The organism is Erwinia persicina NBRC 102418, assembly GCF_001571305.1.
GTDB classification, from domain to species: domain Bacteria; phylum Pseudomonadota; class Gammaproteobacteria; order Enterobacterales; family Enterobacteriaceae; genus Erwinia; species Erwinia persicina.
The window spans coordinates 71,753-97,328 of record NZ_BCTN01000018.1; the positions used below are offsets into that span (position 1 = coordinate 71,753).

At 55.0% G+C, this 25,576-nt stretch carries 29 protein-coding genes and 1 riboswitch; of the genes, 19 read left to right on the forward strand and 10 right to left on the reverse strand.

The features are described 5' to 3' along the window. Position 1: 1 nt before the first annotated feature. The 6 genes from EPE01S_RS17990 (at position 2) to EPE01S_RS18015 (ending at position 6,710) form a co-directional block, all read left to right on the forward strand. The gene (locus tag EPE01S_RS17990) at positions 2-1,570 is read left to right on the forward strand and encodes an ABC transporter substrate-binding protein (RefSeq protein ID WP_062747883.1); all 1,569 of its coding nucleotides are present in this window, start codon (positions 2-4) and stop codon (positions 1,568-1,570) included. Further along, entirely contained in the window at positions 1,570-2,625 is a 1,056-nt protein-coding gene (locus EPE01S_RS17995; protein ID WP_062747885.1) for an ABC transporter permease, read from the forward strand. Before EPE01S_RS17990 ends, EPE01S_RS17995 begins: the two co-directional genes overlap by 1 nt. Next, complete coding sequence (locus tag EPE01S_RS18000) at positions 2,622-3,482, forward strand: ABC transporter permease (protein WP_062747886.1); 861 nt, start codon at positions 2,622-2,624, stop codon at positions 3,480-3,482. The genes EPE01S_RS17995 and EPE01S_RS18000 overlap by 4 nt, the downstream gene beginning before the upstream one ends. After that, positions 3,472-4,320 (forward strand): ABC transporter ATP-binding protein, encoded by an 849-nt coding sequence (locus tag EPE01S_RS18005; RefSeq protein ID WP_062747887.1) that lies wholly within the window; start codon positions 3,472-3,474, stop codon positions 4,318-4,320. Before EPE01S_RS18000 ends, EPE01S_RS18005 begins: the two co-directional genes overlap by 11 nt. Continuing rightward, the gene (locus tag EPE01S_RS18010; protein WP_062747889.1) at positions 4,313-4,978 is read left to right on the forward strand and encodes an ABC transporter ATP-binding protein; all 666 of its coding nucleotides are present in this window, start codon (positions 4,313-4,315) and stop codon (positions 4,976-4,978) included. The genes EPE01S_RS18005 and EPE01S_RS18010 overlap by 8 nt, the downstream gene beginning before the upstream one ends. 154 nt (positions 4,979-5,132) lie before the next feature. Further along, positions 5,133-6,710 (forward strand): ABC transporter substrate-binding protein, encoded by a 1,578-nt coding sequence (locus EPE01S_RS18015; protein WP_062747891.1) that lies wholly within the window; start codon positions 5,133-5,135, stop codon positions 6,708-6,710. 60 nt (positions 6,711-6,770) lie between these two features. On the opposite strand, the gene EPE01S_RS18020 is transcribed toward EPE01S_RS18015, so the two are convergent. After that, entirely contained in the window at positions 6,771-6,965 is a 195-nt protein-coding gene (locus EPE01S_RS18020) for a hypothetical protein (RefSeq protein WP_012442290.1), read from the reverse strand. Between the two features lie 342 nt (positions 6,966-7,307). Between EPE01S_RS18020 and EPE01S_RS18025 the strand changes: the two genes are divergently transcribed. From EPE01S_RS18025 to EPE01S_RS18035, 3 genes are all read left to right on the forward strand, one after another. Then, entirely contained in the window at positions 7,308-7,511 is a 204-nt protein-coding gene (locus tag EPE01S_RS18025) for a KTSC domain-containing protein (RefSeq protein ID WP_062747893.1), read from the forward strand. Between the two features lie 200 nt (positions 7,512-7,711). After that, positions 7,712-7,960, forward strand: coding sequence for a hypothetical protein (locus EPE01S_RS18030; RefSeq protein ID WP_062747971.1), 249 nt, complete (start codon positions 7,712-7,714; stop codon positions 7,958-7,960). 117 nt (positions 7,961-8,077) lie between these two features. Then, complete coding sequence (locus tag EPE01S_RS18035; RefSeq protein WP_062747896.1) at positions 8,078-9,091, forward strand: acyltransferase; 1,014 nt, start codon at positions 8,078-8,080, stop codon at positions 9,089-9,091. 74 nt (positions 9,092-9,165) lie between these two features. Here EPE01S_RS18035 and EPE01S_RS18040 read toward each other — a convergent pair whose 3' ends face one another. After that, positions 9,166-9,396, reverse strand: coding sequence for a hypothetical protein (locus EPE01S_RS18040; RefSeq protein WP_062747898.1), 231 nt, complete (start codon positions 9,394-9,396; stop codon positions 9,166-9,168). A 72-nt stretch (positions 9,397-9,468) separates the two neighbouring features. Beyond that, positions 9,469-10,056: a class I SAM-dependent methyltransferase gene (locus EPE01S_RS18045; protein ID WP_062747900.1), complete on the reverse strand. Its 588-nt coding sequence runs from the start codon at positions 10,054-10,056 to the stop codon at positions 9,469-9,471. Positions 10,057-10,486: 430 nt separating this feature from the next. On the opposite strand from EPE01S_RS18045, the gene yjbE reads away from it, so the two are divergent. After that, the gene (gene yjbE / locus EPE01S_RS18050; protein ID WP_062747902.1) at positions 10,487-10,729 is read left to right on the forward strand and encodes an exopolysaccharide production protein YjbE; all 243 of its coding nucleotides are present in this window, start codon (positions 10,487-10,489) and stop codon (positions 10,727-10,729) included. A gap of 60 nt (positions 10,730-10,789) precedes the next feature. On the opposite strand, the gene EPE01S_RS18055 is transcribed toward yjbE, so the two are convergent. Beyond that, a complete protein-coding gene (locus EPE01S_RS18055; protein ID WP_062747904.1) occupies positions 10,790-11,680 on the reverse strand; it encodes a dihydrodipicolinate synthase family protein in 891 nt (296 codons plus the stop codon). Between the two features lie 144 nt (positions 11,681-11,824). On the opposite strand from EPE01S_RS18055, the gene EPE01S_RS23655 reads away from it, so the two are divergent. Then, on the forward strand, positions 11,825-11,995 hold the full coding sequence (locus EPE01S_RS23655; protein ID WP_167550588.1) for a hypothetical protein: 171 nt from the start codon (positions 11,825-11,827) through the stop codon (positions 11,993-11,995). Here the strand turns inward: EPE01S_RS23655 and iraP are convergent. Continuing rightward, positions 11,992-12,285: an anti-adapter protein IraP gene (iraP, locus tag EPE01S_RS18060; protein WP_062747906.1), complete on the reverse strand. Its 294-nt coding sequence runs from the start codon at positions 12,283-12,285 to the stop codon at positions 11,992-11,994. The two genes, EPE01S_RS23655 and iraP, sit on opposite strands and share 4 nt — an antisense overlap. Before the next feature lie 192 nt (positions 12,286-12,477). Between iraP and EPE01S_RS18065 the strand changes: the two genes are divergently transcribed. Beyond that, positions 12,478-12,675: a hypothetical protein gene (locus EPE01S_RS18065; protein WP_062747907.1), complete on the forward strand. Its 198-nt coding sequence runs from the start codon at positions 12,478-12,480 to the stop codon at positions 12,673-12,675. Position 12,676: 1 nt separating this feature from the next. Beyond that, positions 12,677-13,426 (forward strand): hypothetical protein, encoded by a 750-nt coding sequence (locus EPE01S_RS18070; RefSeq protein ID WP_062747909.1) that lies wholly within the window; start codon positions 12,677-12,679, stop codon positions 13,424-13,426. Positions 13,427-13,428: 2 nt separating this feature from the next. On the opposite strand, the gene crcB is transcribed toward EPE01S_RS18070, so the two are convergent. Then, the gene (crcB, locus tag EPE01S_RS18075; protein WP_062747912.1) at positions 13,429-13,806 is read right to left on the reverse strand and encodes a fluoride efflux transporter CrcB; all 378 of its coding nucleotides are present in this window, start codon (positions 13,804-13,806) and stop codon (positions 13,429-13,431) included. A gap of 78 nt (positions 13,807-13,884) precedes the next feature. Next, positions 13,885-13,955, reverse strand: a riboswitch (Fluoride riboswitch). A gap of 123 nt (positions 13,956-14,078) precedes the next feature. On the opposite strand from crcB, the gene EPE01S_RS18080 reads away from it, so the two are divergent. Together EPE01S_RS18080 and EPE01S_RS18085 are read left to right on the forward strand one after the other, a co-directional pair. After that, complete coding sequence (locus EPE01S_RS18080; RefSeq protein WP_062747914.1) at positions 14,079-14,792, forward strand: helix-turn-helix transcriptional regulator; 714 nt, start codon at positions 14,079-14,081, stop codon at positions 14,790-14,792. Continuing rightward, positions 14,789-15,712 (forward strand): pyridoxal-phosphate dependent enzyme, encoded by a 924-nt coding sequence (locus EPE01S_RS18085; protein ID WP_062747916.1) that lies wholly within the window; start codon positions 14,789-14,791, stop codon positions 15,710-15,712. The genes EPE01S_RS18080 and EPE01S_RS18085 overlap by 4 nt, the downstream gene beginning before the upstream one ends. Here the strand turns inward: EPE01S_RS18085 and EPE01S_RS18090 are convergent. Beyond that, a complete protein-coding gene (locus EPE01S_RS18090; protein ID WP_062747919.1) occupies positions 15,709-16,344 on the reverse strand; it encodes an alanyl-tRNA editing protein in 636 nt (211 codons plus the stop codon). The two genes, EPE01S_RS18085 and EPE01S_RS18090, sit on opposite strands and share 4 nt — an antisense overlap. Positions 16,345-16,583: 239 nt before the next feature. On the opposite strand from EPE01S_RS18090, the gene EPE01S_RS18095 reads away from it, so the two are divergent. Further along, positions 16,584-17,405 (forward strand): shikimate 5-dehydrogenase, encoded by an 822-nt coding sequence (locus EPE01S_RS18095; protein WP_062747921.1) that lies wholly within the window; start codon positions 16,584-16,586, stop codon positions 17,403-17,405. Between the two features lie 9 nt (positions 17,406-17,414). Here the strand turns inward: EPE01S_RS18095 and EPE01S_RS18100 are convergent, their stop codons facing one another. Then, positions 17,415-19,298 carry an ATP phosphoribosyltransferase regulatory subunit gene (locus EPE01S_RS18100; RefSeq protein WP_062747925.1) on the reverse strand — a complete coding sequence of 628 codons (1,884 nt, stop codon included), beginning with the start codon at positions 19,296-19,298 and terminating at the stop codon, positions 17,415-17,417. A gap of 407 nt (positions 19,299-19,705) precedes the next feature. On the opposite strand from EPE01S_RS18100, the gene hdcC reads away from it, so the two are divergent. From hdcC to hisS, 3 genes are all read left to right on the forward strand, one after another. Further along, positions 19,706-21,055, forward strand: a complete 1,350-nt coding sequence (gene hdcC, locus EPE01S_RS18105; RefSeq protein ID WP_062747927.1) for a histidine-histamine antiporter — start codon at positions 19,706-19,708, stop codon at positions 21,053-21,055. Positions 21,056-21,095: 40 nt separating this feature from the next. Then, positions 21,096-22,232, forward strand: a complete 1,137-nt coding sequence (locus EPE01S_RS18110; RefSeq protein WP_062747929.1) for a histidine decarboxylase — start codon at positions 21,096-21,098, stop codon at positions 22,230-22,232. Between the two features lie 88 nt (positions 22,233-22,320). Further along, complete coding sequence (hisS, locus tag EPE01S_RS18115) at positions 22,321-23,595, forward strand: histidine--tRNA ligase (RefSeq protein WP_240043869.1); 1,275 nt, start codon at positions 22,321-22,323, stop codon at positions 23,593-23,595. A gap of 73 nt (positions 23,596-23,668) precedes the next feature. Here the strand turns inward: hisS and EPE01S_RS18120 are convergent, their stop codons facing one another. Beyond that, a complete protein-coding gene (locus tag EPE01S_RS18120; protein ID WP_062747932.1) occupies positions 23,669-24,295 on the reverse strand; it encodes a LysE family translocator in 627 nt (208 codons plus the stop codon). A gap of 24 nt (positions 24,296-24,319) precedes the next feature. Beyond that, a complete protein-coding gene (gene proA, locus EPE01S_RS18125; RefSeq protein ID WP_062747934.1) occupies positions 24,320-25,573 on the reverse strand; it encodes a glutamate-5-semialdehyde dehydrogenase in 1,254 nt (417 codons plus the stop codon). Positions 25,574-25,576: the final 3 nt, after the last annotated feature.

Below are 25,576 nucleotides of genomic sequence, written 5' to 3' on the forward strand. Positions count from 1 at the left end.
CATGAAAATTGCAGTCCCTTCCGTTCTTGCACTGGCACTGGCCGCCGCCTTTGCGGCCTCTGCCGCGACTCCGGCAGATACGCTGGTCATCGCTCAGTCTATTGATGATGCCAAAAGCTTCGACCCGGCAGACGGTTTCGAGCTGACCTCAGTTCAGGCGTTTACCAACCTCTATCAGCGCCTTGTCCAGTCCGATCCGCAAAACCCGATCGACCTGAAACCCACGCTGGCGACCCGCTGGACGCCAGGCAGCGATAACCGCAGTATGACGTTTACCCTGAAAGAAGGGGCTAAATTCGCTTCAGGGAATCCGGTGCGCCCGGAAGACGTCATCTTCTCCCTGTCGCGTGTGGTGAAGCTTAACCTCGACCCGTCGTTTATTCTCACCCAGTTAGGCTGGACTAAAGAGAACGTCGACGCCCAGTTTAAGAAAATCGATGATAATCAAGTAGAAATCCGCTGGAGTGCCGACGTCAGCCCAACCTACGTGCTCAGTCTGCTGGCCGCCCCGGTCTCTTCAATTGTTGATGAAAAAACCGTCATGGCGCATGAGCAAAAAGGCGATCTGGGTAACAAATGGCTGGCCCTGAATTCTGCAGGCAGCGGCCCGTATCAGATCCGCAAATACATACCGCATGAAGTCGTCCTGTTCAGCGCCAACCCGACCTCGCCGGCCGGGGCACCTAAACTAAAAAATGTGCTGATCAAAAACGTCCCGGAGCCGGCGGCACGCCGTCTGCTGTTGGAACAGGGAGATGCCGATATCGCCCGTAATCTGGGCGCTGACCAGATGGCCTCCCTGAAGAATAAGCCGGGCGTGAAGACCCTCGCGGTGCCGATGGCCTCCCTGTACTACATTCAGTTCAACATTGATGCCAACCCGGCGTTGAAAAACCCGGCGCTGTGGGAAGCTTCCCGTTACCTGTTCGATTACAAAGGCATTGCTAACGATCTGCTGAAAGGCCAGTTCCAGGTGCATCAGTCCTTCCTGCCTGAGGGTTTCCTCGGTGCCCTCAATGACAACCCGTACAGCTATGATCCTGAGAAAGCCAAAGCCATTCTGAAGAAAGCCGGCCTGACCAACGTCAGCTTTAAGCTGTCTGTCAGCAATCAGCCGCCCTACCTCGACATTGCTCAGGCGCTGCAGGCCAGCTTTGCTAAAGGCGGGGTAAAAGTGGAAGTACAGCCAGGTATCAGCTCCGAAGTGGCGACCCGCGTGAAAGCGCACCAGTATGAAGCGACCCTGAATGCCTGGGGGGCAGACTACTTTGATCCCAACACTAACGCCGCCGCCTTTGCCTACAATCCTGAAGATGGCAGCAAAACCCTGGCATGGCGCTCTAACTGGCATATTCCGCAACTGAGCAAACAGACGCTGGCTGCGACGGCAGAAACCGACAAAGCGAAACGCGTCGAACTGTATGAAAACATGCAGCGCGAAGTGCAGAAGAACTCCCCGTATGTCATCGGCATGCAGGCCCGTAATCTGGTGGCACTGCGCGACAACCTGAAAGGGTACGTGCAGGGGATCAACCCGGATATGGTGTACTACAGCCAGGTCACCAAGTAATGGCGGTATCCGAACACAGCGCCGGGCCTTCTGCCCGGCTTTTCTGGCGCCGCAGCGGTGGGGCCCTTAGTGCCCTGCTTTCACTGGTGGTGACACTGCTCGGACTGCTGGTTTTCACCTTTGCCCTGTCTCATCTGTCTCCGGTCGATCCGGTGCTGCAAATTGCCGGCGATCATGCCAGCGAATCCACCTATGCTCAGGTCCGGGCCAGCCTCGGGCTCGATGAGCCGGTGCCGGTGCAGTTCTGGCACTATCTCGAACATCTGGTGCGTGGCGATCTCGGGATCTCCAGCATCACTAATCAGCCCGTTGCCAGCGATCTGCTGCGCACTTTCCCGGCGACCATTGAGCTGGCCACCTGCGCGATGATCTTCGGTGCCGTATTCGGTATTCTGCTGGCGCTGCTGGCCGCATGGAAACCGGGAAGCGTGCTGGATAACGTCGCCCGCCTGATCTCTCTGCTTGGCTACTCAGTACCGGTATTCTGGCTGGGGCTGCTGGGGCTGCTGCTGTTTTATGCCGTACTGCACTGGTCTGCCGGACCGGGGCGTCTGGATGATATCTGGATTTACACTCTGGAACCGAAGACCGGGCTGGTGCTGATTGACAGCTGGCTGTCCGGCGACCGTGAGATGTTCCGCAATGCCATCGCACACCTGTGGCTGCCGGTCGTGGTGCTGGGGCTGCTGTCGATGGCCACCATTACCCGCCTGCTGCGCGCGGCGTTACTGGAAGAGAGCAGCAAAGAGTATGTCACTCTGGCACGCGCCAAAGGGGCCAGCCGGGGGCGTATTCTCCTGCTGCATATCTTCCCTAACGTCCGTGGAACGCTGATCACCGTGCTGGCACTCTCCTACGCCACGCTGCTGGAAGGGTCGGTGCTGACAGAAACCGTCTTCGCCTGGCCCGGCGTCGGGCGCTATATGACCACCGCGCTGTTCGCCTCCGATACCCCGGCAATCCTCGGCTCCACCCTGCTGATCGGCGGCTGCTTTATCGCCATCAATGCGCTGGCGGATGCGTTAACTTATCTGACCGACCCGAGAACCCGATGACGCAATCTCTCTCTGATGCTGCAAGCGTCAAACCGCGCGCGCGACGTACCCGCCGCAATATTACGCTGATCGTTGGCCTGAGCCTGGTAGGGTTACTGATCTTCGCTGCCCTGTTTGCGCCACTGCTGGCCCCGTTTGACCCCAATGCCCAGGAGATGGCGGCGCGTCTGATGCCCCCCTCTGCCAGCCACTGGCTTGGCACTGATGGCTTTGGCCGCGACCTGCTCTCCCGGGTAATTTACGGCGCACGTCCGACCCTGCTGCTGGTGTCACTGATTCTGGTGCTGACCATTCCGGTCGGAATGCTGATTGGCATCAGCGCCGGTTATCTCGGCGGCTGGAGCGAACGTGTCCTGATGCGTATCACCGATATTTTCCTCTCACTGCCCAATCTGGTGATTGCCCTGGCGCTGGTGGCCATGATGGGGCCGGGCCTGATGAACGGTGCACTGGCGCTGGCGCTGACCAGCTGGCCTCCCTTTGCCCGCCAGGCACGCGCTGAAACGCTGGCGCTGCGCCGAAGCGACTATCTCGCTGCCGCACGTATGCAGGGCATCAACGGCCTTCGCCTGATGTTCGGGCACATTTTGCCCTTGTGCCTGCCCACCGCCGTGGTGCGTGCAGCGCTCAGCCTGGGTGGCATTATCCTCTCTGCGGCAGGGCTTGGCTTCCTCGGTATGGGCATTCAGCCGCCTACTGCGGAATGGGGCTCAATGGTCGCGGAAGGTAGCAAGGTCATCTTTGACCAGTGGTGGGTCGCTGCCGTTCCCGGCGGCGCTATTCTGTTCGCCAGCCTGGCGTTTAACCTGACAGGCGACGGCCTGCGTGACCGACTGGATACCCGAAATGGCAACTGATCCTTCTGCACAGATTGTCGCCGATGGTTTGACGATCGGCAGTGCCGACGGCACTGCGCTGGTAAAAAATATCAGCTTTACGCTGGGCCGCGAACGAGTGGCGCTGGTCGGCGAGTCCGGCTCCGGGAAATCGCTGACCGCGCGCGCACTGATGGGGCTGCTGGCGCCGTCACTGCAGATCCAGGCCAGAACGTTGAGCATCGCCGGGGAGAATGCCCTGACGCTGACCGAGCGACGCTGGAGCCAGTTGCGCGGCAGCGAGCTCGGCATGGTGATGCAGGATCCGAAATACGCCCTTAACCCGCTGCGGACGATCGGCTGGCAGGTGGCAGAGCCGCTCAGGCTGCATGGCCGCTTCTCACGGACTGAAATAAAAGAGAAGGTCTGCGATATGTTAGCGGCAGTGGGCCTGCCCCAGCCCGCAGAGCAAATGAAACGCTACCCCCACCAGCTTTCGGGCGGGATGGGCCAGCGCGTGATGCTGGCGATGGCGCTGATCGCTGAACCCCGTTTTCTGATCGCCGATGAGCCCACATCGGCACTCGATCACGCCATGCGCGATCAGGTGCTGGCGCTGATCCGCAATCTGGTGGAACAGCGTGATATGGGCCTGCTGCTGATCAGCCACGATCTGCAACAGGTCTCCGAACACTGTGACCGCGTAATGGTGATGTACCAGGGAGAAGTGCTGGATCAATTACCGGCCGCCGATCTTCCTCACGCCACGCACCCTTACACCCGCACACTGTGGTCGTGCCGCCCGAGTAAGTTGACGCGCGGCCAGCCGCTGCCGGTACTGGATCGTGACGCGCTGGCCGGGGGACTACAGCATGATTGATTTATCCCAACTGAGCGTGGCCCATAAGCAGGGTTACGATCTGCGCACCGTGGTGCATGATGTCACGCTGTCGGTGAAGCCGGGCGAATGTTTTGGCCTGGTCGGCCCTTCCGGCTGCGGCAAATCATCGCTGCTGTGGGTGATGGCCGGTCTTAACCCCCACTGGCAGGGCGGGATGCAGCTGGCTGGCCATCAGGCAGCGCCGGGTAAGCCCTTTACCGGCCAGCTCAGGCGTGACGTGCAGATGGTATTTCAGGACCCCTATGCCTCACTGCATCCGCGCCATCGCCTGCGCCGGACGCTGGCAGAGCCGTTAAAGCTGATCCAGGCAGAGAATATTCACGATCGTATCGATCAGGGTTTCCGACACGTCGGGCTGGATCCGGCGCTGGCCGACCGTTACCCGCATCAGCTTTCTGGCGGCCAGCGTCAGCGCGTTGCCATTGTGCGGGCGCTGCTGCTGGAGCCGAAAATCCTGCTGCTGGATGAACCCACCTCCGCACTGGATATGTCAGTGCAGGCGGAGATCCTCAACCTGCTCAATCAGCTGAAGCAGCAGGATAATCTGACAATGGTGCTGGTCAGTCACGATCCGGACGTTATCGATCATATGTGCGATCGCGCCGTGCAGATGGCGCAGGGGCGAATAGTCGCTTAACCGCTATACCCGGCCGGGATGCATCCGGGGTGACGCTTTTTTCGGTCGCCCCTTCGGATTGTGTCTTTAACAGCTAAGCATAGTCAGAACCGGCATTTCCGATGGCACGCTATCCGCCTATAGTCCTGATATCTTTCTCATTTCAGGACTTTTTATGCGCAACATCGTTCCTCTGCTCCTCGCCAGCACGCTGGCATTCACCCCTGTTGCTCAGGCCGCAACCCCTGCTGACACACTGGTGGTGGCCATCTCGCTTGACGGTATCATCAGCTTCGATCCGGCGGAGAGTTTTGAAACCGTCAGCACCAGTAGCCTGCGCAATGTCTACCAGACGCTGGTGTCACCGGCGATCCGTAATGAGCGCCAACTGTCACCAACGCTGGCCAGCCAGTGGCAGACAGGCAGCACAGAGCGTAGCCTGCGATTCACGCTCAAGCCGGGGCAAACGTTCGCCAGCGGCAACACGGTCACCAGCGACGATGTGATCTACTCACTCACGCGAGCGGTGAAGCTCAACAAAACGCCGGCGTTCATTCTTGGGGAGTTTGGCTGGACGCCGGAAAACATTGACGCGCAGTTCACCCGGCTCAGTGAGACGGAGTTTGAACTGCGCTGGGTATCCGACATTGGGCAGGATCTGGCGCTGCGTCTGCTCACCTCGCCCGTGGCGTCAACGGTCGACAGCAGGCTGGTCAAAAAGCACGTCAGTGAGCAGGATTATGGCAATACCTGGCTGCGAACGCATTCAGCGGGCAGCGGTGCCTTTGCTATCAGTCAATACATCCCCCAGCAGGCGCTGGTGCTGGAAAAAAATCCTCATGCCCGACCCGTCCCGCATCTGCAGCGGGTGATCCTGAAAAGCGTCACCGATGCCGGTTCGCGCCGGTTGCTTCTTGAAAAAGGGGATGCCGATGTGGCCTATGACCTGGGTGCCGATCAGTTTGCCTCGCTGAAAAACCAGAAGAACGTGCGCGTCGCCAGTTATCCTTCCAGCCTGATTTACTACATCGGTTTCAACACCCAGGACAAACAGCAACCGGCGCTGGGTAATCCGGCACTGTGGCAGGCCGCTCGCTGGCTGGTTGACTATGACAGTCTGTCCACACAACTGCTGAAAGGCCAGTACCAGACGCATCAGACCTTCCTGCCTGCCGGTTTTGACGGCGCACTGACTAACCAGCCTTTCCACTACGATGTGGCAAAGGCGAAAGCCATCCTGGCTAAGGGGGGGATTAAGCCTGGCACCCGCTTCTCTCTGACCATTATTAATCAACCCCCCTATAGCGATGTCGCGCAGGCACTGCAGGCCAGCTTTGCCAAAGCCGATATCCAGATAGATATTCAGCCGGTGGCGGAATCAGAACTGTGGGGGAAAATGCGTGGGCGTAACTTCCAGTCCATCTTTATCTACTGGGGTGCGGACTATGTTGATGCCAACAGCAATGCCAGTACCTTCGCCTACAACGTGGCGGGTGGCCCCAAAACGCTCGCCTGGCGCGTGGGCTGGAACATCCCTGAGCTGAGTGCTAAAACGCGTGCAGCGGCGGCAGAAAGCGACGTCAAAAAGCGCACAGCGCTCTATCAGCAGCTACAAACTGAAGTGCAGCAGAATTCGCCGTATGTGGTGACATTACAGGGCCAGCAACAGGTTGGATTGGGTAACACTATTCAGGGCGACTATCAGGGGATCGGTATCAGTCTGCTCTATTTTGATCTGATCAGTAAAAAGTGATCGCCATCGGCTACGGGCTGTTGCCCGTAGCTGAAACATTCAGGCATCTGAACAAGCGGCTCACGAGATCGCAGATTCAGAAGCGTGTTTATGCTTTTCCGCTTCAAAGTGCGTCTTAAACTGCTCATAGATCGAAATCATATTAGCCGCATCGCCCTGTAACGGGCTTAATTTCCCCGCGCGAACCAGTTCAATGACCAGCTGTAGGGCTGCTTGCTTCGGGCTGTTGGACGGGTGTGCAATTTCGTTCGACATATCTCATTCCGCTAATACAGTGTGACCCGCACTCTATCAAGGATAACCCGCCTGCGTCACTCTTTTTGCCAGCGATCCTGCGCAAACTTGTACATAAAAAAATAATGTTGTACAAGTTTACAGATGCAGGTAAAGTGAGCCCGTAACGAATTATGCATTTGCATGGCCTCGGGAAGTGTTCGTGGGTTTCCCACTTCCCGAGGCTTATTTTTCCCCTCCGCTTTCCCTCACCTCCTTCAATGATCTTTCTGTGCTTCTGACTCGCTATCTTTGATTTCAGACAAGGCAAAATCGCGCAAATAGATTAAATTTTAATCACCACAATGCAGTATGGGAGGGGATATGAAACGCCAAATGGTCGCCTCATCAGCGATTCACTCTGTCGGTTACGATGCCGAAAAACGAATACTGGAAGTGCAGTTACTGGGTCATGGCACCTGGACCTACCGCGATGTTCCACTGACCACCTGGCATTTTTTTATGGCCGCGCCATCGAAAGGCTCATTCTTCTATCAGCACATCAAGCATCAGTTTTTGCAGGAGTAGTCCCTGAGAAGTCAGGCGGAGACAGGCTGGTTTCCGCCTTTACTTCAGATCCAGCATAATTAAGAGTATTCTCATAGTGGTGCGCCCCCCTAAACGTCGATATTGCTTCAGCCTTATTACAGGCAACGGCCATAATGCGCAAAGGTCAGGGTGGCCTGCACTTATTGCCTGGAACAGTTAAGGCTAATGGAGGGCACACGATGTTGCAATTTCACGAAATACAAAGACTCTCCGAGCGCTGTGGTCTGATAGTGTTGCTCGCGGGCTTCAGTCTGTTCACGCCCTTTTCAACGGCAGAGAAAATTGTGATTTCCCTCTCGCAGGAGCAGGACGGCGGCGATGCTGGTCGAGCCTGTATCTATGTCCACCAGGGTAGCGCTGAGTTTCGTATCGTTAAACCCGACGAAACCTGTGCGGCAGAAATCACCGTTACTCAGCAGCGTAGTTAACCAGGCGGGAATTTTTACAGTAAAAGATCGGACTTCAACGCGGATATGATACCTTTAGTACAAGTGAACACCTGCAGATGCCATGCAGTGTAGCCCTCTGGCAAAGGAATCCGTTGTTTGAAAACGCTCAATATTAAATTGTTAACGCTTATCGCCACCTATCTGGTTATTCTGCTTCATACGGCAGCGATACCCTTCAGCACCTTTCATGGTGCCTGGTCGGTTGCGGTAATGTATGACGTACTGGGGAGAATTTCGTTTCCTCTTTATTTACTGATTGCCGGTTATATATCGCTAAATAAAAATGAATCTTTATTAAGCACGCTGAAAACGCGCGTAGTCGACTTACTGATCCCGCTTATTTTGTGGACGGTAATCTATTTCATTTATAACAGAAAAATAAACGAAAGCGCGACCCCCTTCAGCCTGCTGGATCTTCTGAGTACGCCAGCCTACGACCATCTGTGGTTTATCTATACGATGATTTTGCTGTTCCTGTTCACCCCGCTGTTGAACACTTTTATCCAGCACGGTAGCAGGCAGCGTATTAACTACATTCTTACCCTGTGGTTTGCGCTGGCATCGGTGTATATGCTGTTTGACCATTTTAAAGAGAGCGTGCTGGAAAATCACCCTGCACCGACACCCAGTAATATTGATATGGTGATCTACCTTTCAGGATTTTATATTATTGGAGGGGTCATTCGCCGCTATAAATTGTCGCCAAAGGTCACTATCGCCAGTGTTATCTTTATTTTAAGTGCGGTATTAACTGCAGTGATGGGCTATTCTTTGTCGAAAAGCATTGGCGAACCCAATGATATCTTCCTGTTTTACTCTGCCCCGACCATCGTGGTGCTGGCACTGGCCTGCTTCTTTATGTTGCTGAATGCGCCACTGCGCTTTTCAAGACGAAAAAATCTGGTCATTCGCCATCTGGCCAGGCTGAGCGTGGGGGTGTTCTTTATTCATATGCTGGTATTGGAAACGATACTCCGTGTCTGGAGCGTAAACTTTAACAACTACTACTCCGCATTAAGCATCCCACTGGTGGCTCTGGTCTGCTACGCGATATCAACGCTGCTGATTGCCGTGCTGGAGCGCATCCCGGGACTCAGACGTTTGACCTGATGTCATGGCCGTTCAGCACCTTCCTGAACGGCCGCTGATAGCCGGTCGCAGACGTACCGGTTACTGGCCGGTTATCAGAACCGTGCCTCCGCAAATTTTTGCGGCTGATTGATTGCCCGACGGGCAATCCAGTACAGTAGTATGCGTTCGTCATCCTGATCCTGATCCGCCATCGCCAGTAGCTTTAAGCCCAGCGTGGATTTGTTAACGGGCTGTCCTGTAATACTCAGATCGACCACTGCTTTCCCAATGATATTGCACACTTCTTCTTCACTTGAAACCATCACTACATCATCAGTGCTCATTACATCCTCCTCTTGGGTTAAAGATTAAGCATAGCAAAGCTCCGCCTGTCTTTCGTCAGAGTCAGATCAATCTCATTTTTCGCTACGGTTCGCCCAGGGAAGCTGGGCCAGTGAGTGGCCACGGTAGACCCAGGCCGGTGGCAGGTTTGCCAGCACACGCGTACGATTCCAGGCAAAATAAGTGGAAAGCAGAGGCTCACAGAGTGAGGTGTACTGGAACTGCACGAACACACCATTAGCACTCAGTTGGGAGGCTGCCTGCTGCAAAATACGGTGGCGCACAGCATGAGGCAGCGACAGCAACGGCAGGCCGGAAAAAATGGCATCGAATTCTCCCTTCAGCGTTTCTGCCGACTCCCCAATCACCTGCAAGCGGGGATCCTGCAGTGCCATCAGTCGCGGATGAAAGCGCGGATTGGTCTCGAAGGTTAACAGCGTCGCCTCCGGCCGCATCCGGGTAAGCAGATGGCGGGTCAACACGCCATCACCGGCGCCCAGTTCAGCAATACGCAGACTTTCCTGCCAGTCCACAGCATCCGACATGGTTTTGCATAGGGCTTTTGATGAAGGCGCAATGGTACCGGTCTTGCGCGGGTCAGAAATAAACTCCTGCAAATAGCCGGTCTTATCTTTGATATATGACAGTGCGGATAGCAACATACTTCCCCTCAGTTCAACACGGCAGTCTTCAGTAGGCCATAAGTGACTCAACAAGTTCTTAAAAACCTGCTCTGTTTGGCTAAAACCAGGATTAATCGCAAATGGCCGCAGGAAGAGAGCGCGCGGTTCGGCGGGCGGAGAGGATATTCTGAAAATGAGACGGTGATTCCAGCTTCAGGCGGCCACATTTCACAACCAGCCTTATCCGTCCCTGACAGGAGAAAGTTCTTATTACGCGCTGTCCGTTGCTCGGCAGTAAAGATGACCGTTTGATGACAGCAATAAAAGGTCAGTATTGGCTGGATCTTTTTTCCCGCCACGGTCGCTGGAGTCGGTCTGACACCGTCGTGAGATGCCCATATCAACCCCTGTCAAATCTGATTATTCTTCTCCGGCAGCACCTGCTGTCTTCATGCCCGAGGATAATAAAATGAAATACGCTAAATCAGTTTTTCTGCTGCTATTGCTGGCAGGAAGTGCCAATACCTGGGCCGTTACCGGTGCAGGTGAGGCAGCAGGAAGTAGTGCATCGACCATGTCAGACGGCACGTCAGATGCCGTTGGCGTCGGTGTGGTTGCCGCTTTGCTGGGCGTGGCGCTGGCCACATCAGGCGGCGGCGATGGCTCCAATACCGGCACCACGACCACCACAACATCGACGGTTTCACGTTAGTTATTTTTCAACACACAGCACGTAATGGCCCTGCGCATGCGCCGGGCCATTTCTGATCGCTCACACGACGTTGGGCATGTCTTTCAGTACCTGCTCAACCCGCCTGCGCTCTGCGCTGTCGAGCCCGAGCAACGGCCGGGGCAGAACCGGCTGGCAGATCCCCAGAATATCCGCTGCCGCATACATCACACGCAAACTGCTCAGGCTCTGAAAAAGCTGCCACAGCGGTTCAAACTGCTGGTTCAGCTCGGCGACCCGCTCTGCCTCTCCCGCCTGGGCGGCCCGGGTTAACGCCAGCGCTGGCTGCGGCAGCAGGCCGCCAACCACGCTAAACCACACATCGCCTCCGCCCAGCAATGCCCCGGCTGCAAACCAGTCGCCGCTGTAGCCGACCGCAAACTCCGCAGGAAACAGGTCGCGCAGCGCCGTCACATCCTGTTCACCGATACCACTCTGACCCGGCTGTTTCACCGCATGGATCTGCTTCAGCGTGCCCAGCCGCTGAAGCAGACGATGGGTAAAGGTAAAATGCGTGGTTCCCGGGTTATTGTAGACACAGACAGGCAGTCCGGTGGCACCGGCCACACTGGCATAGTGTTGAAACACTTCTTCTTCACCCAGAGGGGTATAAGAAACCGGGGCCAGTAAAATACCTTTCGCCCCCGCGCTTTCAGCATCCTGCGCCAACAGGCAGGCTTCATCGGTGCGCAGTGCCCCGGCACTGGCGATAACCGGTATATCCGGCCCCAGACAGGCCACAGCAGCTTCAATGGCCCGCCGCTTCTGGTCACGGCTCAGATAAGCATACAGCCCGGTGCTGCCGGGCAGGCCGACTGAGTCCACACCCGCCTGTTTCAACCGCAGCAACACCTTTTCCAGCGCCGGTATATCCACCACACCGGCTGCATCAGTCGGTGTGATGGGGAAAGCAGAAAGCCCCTTGAACTGCATGAATGACACTCCTGAAATGGCCAGCCTGACGCTGGCAATGGGTGGGTGAAATCAGAATCGTACAGCCGGGCACACGCGGAACACACCCGCTTCGTCCAGTCGCCTATACTTGAATCAGTTCCTAATCTGTCAAAGGAGTGAGTGATGTTAATCGGCTTCGTATTACTCGTCAGTGCCTGTGGATATGACGCCTGTGACGCACTGCCGGTATCCGAGCATATTTACCCCACCCGGTACGATTGTGAACAGATGGCCGAACGTATTCTTGCACGCCGCCCCAACGTCGTGCTGCTGTGTGGGGAGGTTTATCGTTAGCTGTTTTCTGTCGCCGCTGCGTCATCGACAAACCGCGTCACCGCCAGCAAACGGTTGACGTGCGTTAACAGCAGATCCACATCTGTCTGTAAAAAACCATCACCGCTCTGTGATGCAGCCAGAACAGCGTTCTGAATATTTTCGGAAATGGAGGCCGATCCGTCTTTACCCGCCGTTAGCAGCAGCGCGGCAATGAGCAGGGATTGGGCCTCGACCTGGGCTGTCAGCTCTTTAGTATCTACATCCATTTTGGCGAGCTTCATTAAAATATCGATGACCAGTTGCTTCATGTTGTTATTATCCTCATAAGATTATTCGTATGAAATTACCACCCTGATCGAAGCGGGTAAACAGGACAGTCCACAAGAAAGATCAATTCGTCGCATTTTCCGATAATGTCTGAGTGACGACTTTCACCCTCATCTGATAGCGCAATCGCTACTCTGCTGCCAGGCTTCCCCGAAACCCGCAAAGGAGAGACTATGTTCCGTTTTATTTGTTCACTGTTTTCCAGCCCTGAATCCCTGCTCCAGGTGATGAGCCAGCGTGATATCGCCGAATCCATTGAGGACGGTGATCGCATCCTGATTGATGAAGATGGCTGCGCTATGGTTAACTTTTCCAGCTATGAAGTGCATGAAGATTTTGCCCGGCACGTTAATACGTTAAAAGGGGCCTGAGATGGGAACAGCAATATTTATGGTGCTGATGGTGTGCGGCTACTGGTACACCAGCCGTGACCTTTCTACCCGGTTTAAAATCAAACGTTCATTTGGCTGGGATGTGTACTTTCTTGTCGCCCTGTACGGCTGTATCTTCGTCCTGCAGGGGGTGCTGGCGACCGGTCTAATCTGGCTGCTGCTGCTGGCGGCATCCGCCATTTTCAACGCGATTCCCCAACTGGCTGATGGCTTGCATCATCAGTGGCAAATCGAGTTTATGACCTGGAGCTTCTTAGGTATCCAGGCACCGGTCGTGGTCATGCTGGCGTTTGCCGTCGCGTTCTGCCTCTATCGTTCCAGCTGGTCTGGCAGTGCGCGGCTCGACAGCAACGGCCGAAAAAAACTGTATAAAAAGCTGTCACGCGCCAACGGCGTCGAAGGGTTACTGTTTCAGTGTATGGAAGAGGGGGAACTGGCATGGATCACCCTGAAGTCGCGACGAATCTATATCGGAATGATCCACGCGGCCTCGTATGACAATGTGGCCACCGCCAATGTGGTGCTGATCCCGATGCTGAGTGGCTACCGCGACGGTAAAAAACTCAATTTATGCATTGAGCACAACTACAGCCGCTGGTATGCCGAACACGACATCACGCTGGATTCAGAGCCAAAGTCAGCCATGGCTTTCCGCAAAGTGATTATGCTGGATCAGATAGAGAGCCTGTCACTGTTTGATCCGGCCAGCGCCAGCGCGCTGGCCAGTTGAGATTAAAACAGCACCGAGATCAACCAGAAGCCGGCAAAGGTCATCAGCAGCGATCCGATGACGTGGATCATGACAGACGCCATTGCCCAGAGATAGCTACCGGACTGCATCAGCGTGACCACTTCCAGCGAAAAGGTGGAAAATGTCGTCATACCGCCGCACAGTCCGGTGGTGATCAGCAGCTTCCATGCCGGGTCGATCCCTGGATGGCGGACAAACCAGGCCACCGTGGCACCAATGATAAATCCGCCCACCAGATTAACCAGCAGCGTACCGGGTGGCAGGTTGGGAAACAGGGCGTTGAGTCGTACCGCGAGCAGCCAGCGAATAACACAGCCCGCGCAGCCACCAATCATCACAGCCAGTAAAGGTTTCAGCATAAAGTCCTCAGGATAAAGAGGAAGGTGCCTGCAGGCAGATAACGAACAGCCTGACACACCGACCTCGTGAAAAGGGCCAGAGTTTCAGGCGTCATCAGCCCGGACAGTCGGGCGGTTGGGAAAGGTGGAACACCATCACCTTGTCGCCATTAAGATAATCAGCGAGCGCCCGTTTTGCAAGCCGCTCGCACACTGAAAAAAACAACATATTGTTGATTGCTAAACAGGGTGTTGATATTGTTCTTTCTCCCCTACTCTGCCGCCGAGTCACTATGTCCGCCCACTCTCCTGATATCGCCCATGAACGCGCCCTGATCCTGCAAACCCTGCACGCTGCCGTCACTGCACTCGGCAATGTGATCGGACGCAATACTGAAGTCGTCCTGCACGACCTTGAACACCCCGAGAAATCCGTGCTGGCCATCACCAACGGCCATGTTACCGGTCGTGTGCTGGGCAGCCCGGTACTGGATGTTCCTGCTCAGGATCGGGGGCTTCAGGCGTTAATTAACGAGACAACTCCTGCGAACGATAATGTCCCGACGGTGATCCCGGACTACCCGACCCGCGGTAAGCAGGGTCAGACGCTGCGAAGCGCAACTGCACTTTACCGCGACAGCAACGGCCAGGCATTTGCAGCACTCTGTATTAATACCGACAACAGTGAGCTTCTGGCAGCAAGACGCTGCCTCGACAACCTGTTGAACAGCCCGGACAGCCCGCCGCCTGCGGCTGAAGAAAGTGCAGATATGGCACAGCTGATGGCGGAGATTATTGCTGACTCGCTCAGTGAGCTGAATGGCGACCTGCGCCTTTCACGTAAACAGGCCAAGCTGGCAGCGGTGAGAAAAATGCAGGAACGCGGTATGTTTATTGTTAAAGGCGGTATCGAAAAAGCCGCTACAGCCCTTGGCGTTACCCGCTACACCATATACAACTACCTGGATGAAATCCGCGATGCGCAACAGCCCGGGAGTCCGTCATGAGTCTGCATATTGCCACCCCACTCCTGACCTCCCGCCCGCTGAGCATGCTGACCGGTCATAACGTGTTGCTAAAGATGGAGGCGTTACAGCCTCCGGGCTCGTTTAAAATTCGCGGCATCGGCCTGGCATGCGAAACCTGGCAACGCAGGGGTGCCCGACGATTTGTATCCTCATCAGGCGGCAATGCCGGGCTGGCGGTGGCCTGGGCAGGGCGACATCTTGGCGTACCCGTGACGGTCGTGGTGCCGGAAACCACTTCGCACTGGGCACAGACGCTGTTGCGGCAGGAACTGGCAGAGGTGATCGTCCACGGCAGCTCCTGGCAGGAAGCGAATCATTACGCGCAGTCACTGCTGGGTACGCAGGATGCCTTTCTTCACCCCTTCGACGATCCGCTGCTGTGGCAGGGCCATGCCACCATGATTGATGAAGTGGCGCAGAGTGGAATGCGTCCTGATGCCGTGGTGCTGTCGGTGGGCGGTGGGGGCCTGCTGGCCGGTGTGGTGGCAGGGCTGCAGCGTAACGGCTGGCAGGATGTGCCCGTACTGGCGGTGGAAACCGAAGGGGCCGCTTCATTTCACGCGGCAATGGCGGCCGGGTATCCGGTCGAACTGGATGGCATCATCAGTATCGCCTCATCGCTGGGTGCAAAACAGGTCTGTGACCAGGCACTGCGGTGCGCCCGCGAACATACTGTACAGAGTCTGCTGGTATCGGATCGGGCGGCGGTCAATGCCTGCACACGCTTTCTGGACGATCACCGGGTGCTGGTGGAACCGGCCTGTGGAGCCAGTCTGGCGGTGGTCTACGATATGCATCCGCAGCTCGCCGCGTATCACAATCTGCTGGTGATTGTCTGCGGCGGGGCGACCAGCAGTATCGCCCAGCTGCACGCGGCCTCGACCGCACTGAATGATTAGTGGTCTTCCACTTCATACTGCACGGATAACTGCCCTTTCTTCTCTTTAACACGGGTGATGTGTACCAGGCCAACCTGCGCGGTCGTCAGCACGTGTGTGCCGCCGCAGGCAAAGGCGGGAAGCGATCCCCAGGTCACGTTGCGCAATCCCGCCAGCTCACTCACTACCCGGGGGAGATCGGCGGCGACCAGCTCGCGTGTAAGCCGTTCCAGTGCCGCCCTCTCCACCTCAGCTGAGGTTATACCGGGTGCGAAAACTATCCGGCCCGCACCAGGACGGTGATCGCCTTTGGTGGCATGCCAGCCAAACTGTTCACCGGCCACGCCGATCAGATGCCCCGCAGAATGCATTTGCGTGTGCCGTCTGCGGACCTCTGCGTCGACGACCAGGGTAGTGGCCCCCGTAGGGACGGGCGTGGCCAGCAGGTGGATTACCTGACCCTCTTCCTGACTGATTTTCACCACCTCTGCCCCGCCCAGCGTGCCGCGATCGGAGGGCTGGCCACCGCCCTGTGGATGAAACAGCGTGGAAGCGAGAATGACACGGTAATGACCGCTGTCATCCGGTTCACAGCGCAGGACCTCAGTGGTCATTTCAAGGCTGTCGCTGTAGTAATAGGCTTTTTCTGTCATGGGGGGGTCAGACTCTCCAGGTGGACGGAATGCAGGCTGTAAATTAGCATCTCTCAATAACAAATTAAACAAAATGTTGAAATTGATACCTGAAAAACGCCATTAATCAACAACAGGGGTAATTTACTCGTTGTGACGTACGTCGCCGGAACAGAGACAATATGCCAGCCCATTCAGCGGTTTTTTATCTCGCTGTTTTAGTCCATGCTGGTTACCCCTTTTCTTTCAGAGACGATGCTATGACTAAAAATCTGAATAAAGACACCCAGGTCTGTATGTCACTGGCGGCGCGCCCTGGCAACTTTGGCACCCGTTTCCATAATTATCTGTACGATGCTCTCGATCTTGATTACCTCTATAAAGCCTTTACTACCCGGGATCTGACGGCGGCCATCGGCGGCGTTCGCGCGCTGGGTATACGGGGTTGCGCCATCTCAATGCCATTTAAAGAGGAGTGTATTCCGCTACTGGATGAGCTGGATGCCTCCGCCAGCGCCATCAACTCGGTCAATACCATCGTTAACACAGATGGCTATCTGAAGGCGTATAACACTGACTACATCGCCATCGTCAGCCTGCTGAAGCAGTATCAGGTGAACACCGGGCTGACTTTCGCCCTTCGCGGTAGCGGCGGTATGGCAAAAGCCGTGGCCTGTGCCTTAAAAGACAGCGGATTCAGTCAGGGAGTGATCGTTGCACGTAACGAGACCCGGGGCCGTGAGCTCGCTGCGCTGTACGGTTTTGAATGGCGTGCCAGCCTTGATGGATTACAGCCCGGACTGCTGATCAATGCCACCCCCACCGGAATGGCGGGTGGCATTGATGCCAACGTGCTGTCATTTGATACGACCACGATTGATGCGGCGAGCGTGATCTTTGAAGTGGTCGCGCTACCTGAGCTGACGCCACTGGTGCGCTATGCACGCAGTCAGGACAAAACGACGATCACCGGTTCTGAAGTGTTTGCTATTCAGGCCGTAGAGCAATTTGCCCTGTACACCGGGGTGCGCCCGGATGATGTGCTCTTTCGCAAGGCCGCAGAGCACGCGCGCCTGGGATAGGCGCTTCACTCAGAGATTAAGACTCTGGCTCAAAAGAGCGATCATGGTGCTGTCACTGCCGGACTGCTTAAGATGGCGATCGCTATCGTAGATCTCCAACGGCTCGTGCGGATAGTCCTCCGGTACAACAATAATAAACCGCCCTCCCTGGCGCTCGGCATTGCGTTTCGACGCAGTAATACGCATTGCTGAGCAGTCATTGACGATGCTCAACTGCGGGAAGGCGGCTCTCAGTCTTCGCCCCAGAGCCAGCGCACACGCCCTCACCGTCCATGAGCACGAGATAATCACCACATCGGTCATACGTGGCTTCAGCATCGTTTTATTAGTGAGCTGCTGAAGTCGCATTAATGGCTCCAGCATAAAGGCGAAACCAAAGGCAAATGTTTCCCGCCCGATGAGTTCGCTGGCGCAGCGATCGTAGCGGCCGCCGCGACACAGCAGGCTTCCCTCCTCCAGCCTGTCGCTGTGCCACTCAAAAAGGGTATGGCAGTAGGCATTAGCCGGGTAAAGCGCCTTATCCACCACAAAGGGGATACCTGCCCGGGTTAATGCAGCCATTAATGACTCAAAGCGCTGCATCGACGATGTCGAAATAAAATCGCCGGGCTCGGGTGCCTGGGTTTGCAACGTCGCCAGCAGGCTGTCGGTGGACTGCAGCAGTTGCTCCGGTCTGTCAGCAAGCCAGTCTATCCACTGCGCCTGGAAGAGAAAAATAAACGGCTGATAGTACTGACGCAATGCGTCTCGAAAAGCAGCAAAATCCCGGGCACTGCCCAGCGTATTAATTTTTAGCTCAATATGGTTTTCCAGCCGCAGGGATTTGAAGAAATCATACTGCATGATGAACTGCTCAAGTTCGATATCCACCCTGGGATAACCAAAAGCCTCCACGCCAAGCTGCTGGTACTGCTCGACAGGGGTATGCTCGCCTCTGCGCACACGAAACATCGTCCCCAGATACCAGAGTTTGCTGGTTGACTGCAGATCCCGGTGCGCTTCAATCGCATGCAGACATCCCTGCGTCCCTTCGCGCCGTAATAAAGCCGAGTGCTCGCCACCAATACGGCACGCCCCCGCGTCTCCCTGAGCAAAGTCAGGGGGGCGTGTTAATGCTCCTTCTTTTTCCAGCAGAGGCAGGCGTATTTCCTGATAGCAGTAGCGCTGCAGCAGCTGCGATGCCTGGTTTTCAATCCACACCCAATCCAACACCTGATTATGATAATACTTTCTTGGCCGCCCACACTGACGCGGTCTGACCCGGCGATGAAGCGATATTTCCTGCTGCTGACAATACTGCGATGTACCCAGCACACAGTTTTGACTGAGACAATTTTTGATTTTGTCTGATACCGCCGCACTGAGCGGTATCTGCATAAAGCGACGGTACTGTAACGCCCGGGCTGAGGGCGTTTTCCCGAGTTTTAGATACTCTTCATGGAAGGTGAGACGGGCTATATGCTCCTCACCAATATTGTGCCGGTAGCTACTTCCTTTTGATAAGTACGGCTTATCTTCTTTAGCACTGTCAACAAACTGTTGAGCCAGTAAAAAATAAGCCCCCGGTTCAATCAGGGAGCTATTGTAACGCCCCTCCCACAGCGCCCCACTACGATGATATTTTTGATTGAAATAGCGCACATAGCTGCGACCGATATGCTGAACAAGGCGGCTGAGATCCTCTTTACTGCCAGGCGTTAATAGCAGAAAAAACTCTTTTGCATGCAGAGAGTAAGCATGTAACTCACAGGAATAGAGTGCAAACGCCCGATCAAGACTAATAAGAAAAACATCACAATCCATCTCATCCATAAAGATAAAATCATGATTATGCCCTTTTAGCTGTATAAGCTGCGGCAGACCCTGAATATAGATTCGTTCTTTTCTGGACATATCACCCTGGAATTTATGTATAAAAACTTAAGTGAATATCAAAAGATTCGGCGCTATTTATTTTTAATTAGCTATTGTGGCAGGGTGCATGAAAGCGTCTGCCATTGTCAATATATCAACTGTAAATTAATCACCCTCGTTTGATGTGAATTTATTGTTAATTAAAAAACACAAAAACGAGATAACTCCGCCCCCCTTGAATGAGAGGCAAATAAAAAAGGGGACGGAGTCATTAGTTTATATTTTGCATAAAAAACACACTATTTTCCGGCATTAAAATACATAATGTGCCTTTTATCCTCTCGGTCCTCTAAAAATATCGCTCCCCCTTTCTTAGAATCACTCCCATCTCGGTGAGACCGCCTGGTTATCACTTTTTTTATGGCAACGACTACAGGACATTCAATATGGGAACCATGAGTGCGGCTAAAGCACATAAAATGGGCGTCGTGGCGCTTACGCTGGTCACCGCATCAAATATGATGGGGTCAGGGGTATTTATGCTACCGACTAACCTTGCAGGGGTCGGTTATATTTCGCTTTGGGGATGGCTCTTCACCATAATTGGTGTCATCGCCTTAGCCCTGGTTTTTTCTAAGACGAGTCTGATTACTCCGCGTACCGGGGGAATTGTCGCCTATGCCAGTGATGCCTTCGGTCCTTTCATCGGTTTCCAGACCACCGTGTGCTACTGGATCAGCGCCTGGGTCGGCAACGTGGCGTTGCTGGTCGCCGGGGTCGGTTATCTCAGCTATTTCTTCCCTGAATTGAAAAACCCGTCGATCGGCAGTGTCGTGGCGATTGTGATCCTGTGGGGATTTATCGTGCTCGCCAGCTTCGGCGCGCGGGTCGCCGGGCGCGCGCAGTCCTTTACCGCCAGCTGTATGCTGGTGGTGGTACTGGGCATTGGCGTGGTTGGCTGGTTCTGGTTCGATCCGACCCTGTTCTCTCAGGTGTATAACGGCACAGGAAAAAGCGACACATCTGCCATTATCACGGCGGCATCTATCGCGCTCTGGGGTTTTCTGGGCGTTGAATCTGCAGTGGTCTCCAGCGGTCAGGTGGAAAAGCCGGAATACACCGTTCCGCGCGCGACGGTATACGGTTTACTCATTGCCTCCGTCTGCTATGTCGGAAGCTGTACCGTGATTATGGGTCTGGTGCCACATAATGAACTGGTGAACTCTGCGGCTCCCTTCGCCGATGCAGCACGCTATATGTTCGGCAAAACTGCCGGTAACGTCGCCTCTGCACTGAGTATTATTGCCTGCTTCGGCTCCATATCAGGCTGGTTGATTTTACAGTCGGAAGGCCCACGCGCAGGGGCTCAACAGGGCCTCTTCCCGAAATTTTTCTCTGACGTGAATAAAAATGACGTCCCCATGAAAAGCCTGATTTTTACCGGGATACTGATGACCCTGGTATTGCTGATGACGGCCTCTCCTAACCTGGCTAAACAGTTCGAGACCGTCATTCTGATGTCAGTCTTTGCCTCACTGCTGCCTTATATGTACGCCTTGATTTCCCTGCCCATTATTATGGTTTCCAAAAAGATGAACCGTGGACGCAGCTTTATGTTTTACAGCGTCATGGTTGTTATCGGAATGATTTACAGCATTTTCGCCATGCTTGGATCGGGCACGGACTCGATGTTCTGGGGTGTCGTCATGATCATGATCACCATTCCCCTTTTCTGCTTTGTTGCCGCAGGGCGCAGTAAAAAAGGCGTCGGCATCCTCTATCTGGATGAAAAATAAAAAAGTTACTTTATCCGTTAACTGTAAGAAGGAATAGCAAATGACGTTATCTATTGAAGATCAAAATAAGCTGGATGCTTTCTGGTCGTACTGTGTAAAAAACCAATATTTTAATATCGGATATCCTGAATCAGCAGACTTTAATTATACCAATCTCGAACGATTCATGCGGTTCTCTATCAATAACTGCGGTGACTGGAGTGAGTATTGTAATTATCTGTTGAACTCCTTCGACTTTGAAAAAGAAGTCATGGCGTATTTTGCGCAATTGTTCAAAATCCCCTTTGAAAAAAGCTGGGGCTATGTGACGAATGGTGGTACGGAAGGAAATATGTTTGGCTGCTATCTTGGCCGTGAGATTTTCCCTGATGGCACACTCTACTATTCAAAAGATACCCACTACTCCGTCGCCAAAATTGTTAAGTTACTGCGGATCAAGTCACGGCTGGTGGAATCGCTGCCAAATGGCGAAGTGGATTACGATGATTTGATAAAAAAAATCACAATGGATAAAGAGCAGCATCCGATTATTTTTGCCAATATTGGCACTACCGTTCGCGGCGCCATTGATGATATTGCTCTTATCCAGCAGCGCCTGAAAGATGCAGGCTTCAAACGTGAGGACTACTATCTGCACGCTGATGCCGCGCTGAGCGGTATGATCCTGCCTTTCGTCGACGATCCGCAGGGCTTCACCTTTGCAGACGGCATCGACTCAATCGGCGTCTCTGGCCATAAGATGATTGGTTCGCCTATCCCCTGCGGCATTGTCGTGGCGAAAAAAGCCAATGTGGATCGCATCTCCGTCGAAATTGACTACATTTCCGGCCACGATAAAACCATCACGGGCTCCCGTAACGGCCATACGCCGATGATGATGTGGGAAGCGATCCGCAGCCACAGCCATGCCGACTGGAAACGGCGTATCACCCACAGCCTGAATATGGCTCAGTACGCCGTCAGTCGTCTGCAGGAAGCAGGGATCAATGCCTGGTGTAATAAAAACTCGATTACAGTGGTCTTCCCCTGCCCGTCTGAGGCCGTCTGGAAAAAACACTGCCTCGCCACCTCTGGTGAGGTCGCCCACCTGATCACCACAGCCCACCATCTCGACACCAGTAAAATTGATGCACTCATCGATGATGTGATTGCTGACAGTGTCATGAACGCTGCCTGAACCGTCTGCCTGCCCGCCTTTGCCGGAAAAGCTTGTCAGACCGGCAGCCGGTGAGGCAGGCATCACTCGCTACAGAGGATAAGGATTTATCATGAGTAAAATTCAGTCCATCCGGGGAATGCGCAGCATCCTGCCAGAGGAAACCCCGATCTGGCAGTGGCTGGAAAATAAAGTGCGGACTGTCGCTCACCGATATGGCTATCAGGAAGTTCGCCTGCCGATTCTGGAGCCGGTCTCGCTTTTCGAGCGCGCGGTGGGAGAGTCGACCGATATCGTGTCGAAAGAGATGTATAACTTCTATGACAAAAGTGGTGAGCACATTACGCTGAGGCCGGAGGGCACCAGCGGCTGCGTTCGTGCCGTGGTGGAAAACAATATGTGCTACAACACCACGCAGCGGCTGTGGTATCAGGGGCCGATGTTCCGCTATGAACGACCGCAGAAGGGGCGCTTGCGGCAATTCACCCAGTTTGGCGTTGAAACCTTCGGCATGCCGGGAGCCGATATTGACGCAGAGCTGATCTACATGGCCTGGGATATTTTTAAAACGCTAAACGTGGATCGCTTCATACGCCTGGAAATTAACTCGCTGGGAACACTGCCCGAGCGCAAAGAGCACCGTCAGGCGCTGGTCAGATGGTTTAATCAGCATCATGAACAGCTGGACGAGGACAGTCTGCGCCGCCTGGAGAGTAATCCGCTGCGTATTCTGGACAGCAAAAACCCGGCGATGCAGGAGATGATTGAAGGGGCCCCGCAGCTGCTGGACTTTCTTGGTGAGGCCTCGCGGCAGCATTTCGCCACGCTGCGAACGCTACTGGACAATGCAGGCATCACCTACCGCGTTAATCCACGTCTGGTCAGAGGGCTGGACTACTATACCCGCACTGTTTTTGAATGGATTACGGATGAGCTGGGATCACAGGGAACGGTTTGTGGCGGTGGACGCTATGATGGCCTGGTTGAACTGTTCAGCGACAAGAAGCTACCGGCTTCAGGGTTTGCCATGGGTATTGAACGCCTGTTGCTGCTGTTGCAAACCACTGGCGGAGACAGCAACATCACCCACTCTCCTGATATCGTGGTGACTTACGAAGACCCGGAACACAACATTGATGCCCTCCTGCTGGCGAACACGTTACGTCAACAGCTACCCGCTCATAAAATATTCAGTGATTTCAGCGGCTCGCGACTGAAACGTCAGCACAGTAACGCCCTGAAAAGCGGCTGCCAATTCATTGTCACTCTCAATGCCGATCGTCGGCTGGGTCTGTGGGATTTGGTGAACAATCGCCATGAAACGCTGAGACTGGAAGAGATCGGGAAAACCATCAGCACAACCGGAAAAACGCCCTCCCGCTGAACAGCCCCCGGTGGATCGGCGTAAAACAACGGGCGCTCAGGCCCGCACTTTCCCTAACCGGTCAGTAAAAAGGTTAACGCTTATCCACCACCATTTTGACCGCCAGCCCGGCCAGCACAGTTCCCATCAGCCAGCGCTGGGCCTTTTGCCAGCCTGGACGGCTGGCCAGGAAGGTGGCGATGGTGCCTGCCGCGAAAACGATCAGACCGTTGACCAGCATACTGGTGAGGATTTGGGTAAAGCCCAGCGTCAGGGACTGTGCCAGCACGTTGCCCTGCTCCGGGTGGATAAACTGTGGCAGCAGCGTCAGATAGATCACCGCCGTTTTAGGATTGAGCAGATTGGTCAGCAGCCCCATGGTAAACAGCTTACGCGGGCTGTCAGGCGGCAGATCGCGTAGCTGAAACGGTGATTTTCCACCGAACAGGGCCTGCCATGCCATCCACAGCAGATAGGCTGCCCCGGCAAAACGCAGTGCATCATAGGCTACCGGTACCGCCATCAGCAGTGCGGTGATCCCCAGCGCGGCGCAGACCATATAAAACATAAAGCCCAGCGCCACGCCGCAAAGTGAGATATATCCTGCCCGACGCCCCTGGCAAAGCGAGCGCGAGATCAGATAGATCATGTTCGGGCCGGGCGTCAGCACCATGCCGAGAGCGATGGCGGCAAAGGGGAAAAGCTGAGAAAGCGTGACCATATTCACCGCCTGTTTTTAGTAAGGTTAAGCGCGCACCGTGTCGTCACCCCAGGCCACCCACTTATAGGTGGTCAGTGCTTCCAGCCCCATGGGGCCACGCGCATGCAGTTTCTGCGTGCTGACCGCCACTTCAGCCCCCAGGCCAAACTGACCGCCGTCGGTGAAGCGTGTGCTGGCGTTCACATAGACCGCAGAAGAATCCACTTCATTCACAAAGCGGTCAGCGTGCCCGATGGTACGGGTCAGAATGGCGTCGGAATGGTGCGTGCCGTATTCGCGAATATGGGCGATCCCCTCATCCAGCGAGTCGACCAGCCTGACGTTAAGATCCAGCGCCAGCCACTCGTCGCGATACTGCTCTTCTGTTACGGCACTCACGCTGGCCGGGCCGTTCTGCAACAGCGGAAGCGATCGCGGATCGGCATGGAGAGTAATCCCCTCCCGGGCCATACGGTCGCTCAGTGCGGGCAGGAACGTATCGGCAATGGCTGCGTCTATCAGTAACGTTTCCACAGAATTACAGGCGCTTGGGCGCTGCTTCTTGGCGTTAACGATCACCTTCAGCGCCGCGTCCATTTCACAACTGCGATCCACATAGATATGGCAGACGCCAATCCCACCGGTGATCACCGGAATGGTGGATTGCTCGCGGCACAGCTTGTGCAGGCCGGCACCGCCGCGTGGGATCAGCATATCAACGTAGCGGTCAAGCTTCAGCAGCTGGCTGACCAGCTCACGATCCGGACTTTCAATCGCCTGCACCGCTCCGGCCGGCAGGCCGTGCTGTTGCAGTGCCTCCTGAATCACCCGCACGGTGGCACCGTTGGTGCGGTAAGTCTCTTTCCCGCCGCGCAGGATCACTGCATTACCCGTTTTCAGGCACAGGCTGGCGACATCGACAGTAACGTTCGGACGCGCTTCATAGATCACTCCCACCACGCCCAGCGGCACGCGACGGCGTTCAATACGCAGCCCGCTGTCGAGCTTACCACCGTCAATCACCACGCCGACCGGGTCAGTGAGACGACAGACCTGACGCACATCATCGGCAATGCCTTTAAGCCGTGTCTGATCCAGCGTCAGACGATCCAGCAGCGCTGCACTCATACCATTCTGACGGGCATCCGCAAGGTCGAGTTCATTGGCCGCCAGAATCGAGGCGCTCTGCGCCTCCAGGCGATCGGCAATGGTCATCAGTACCTGATTTTTCTGCGCGGTCGAGAGTACCGACAGCTGATACGATGCAGCCTTCGCAGCCTTACCCATTTGTTCAAGCATCAG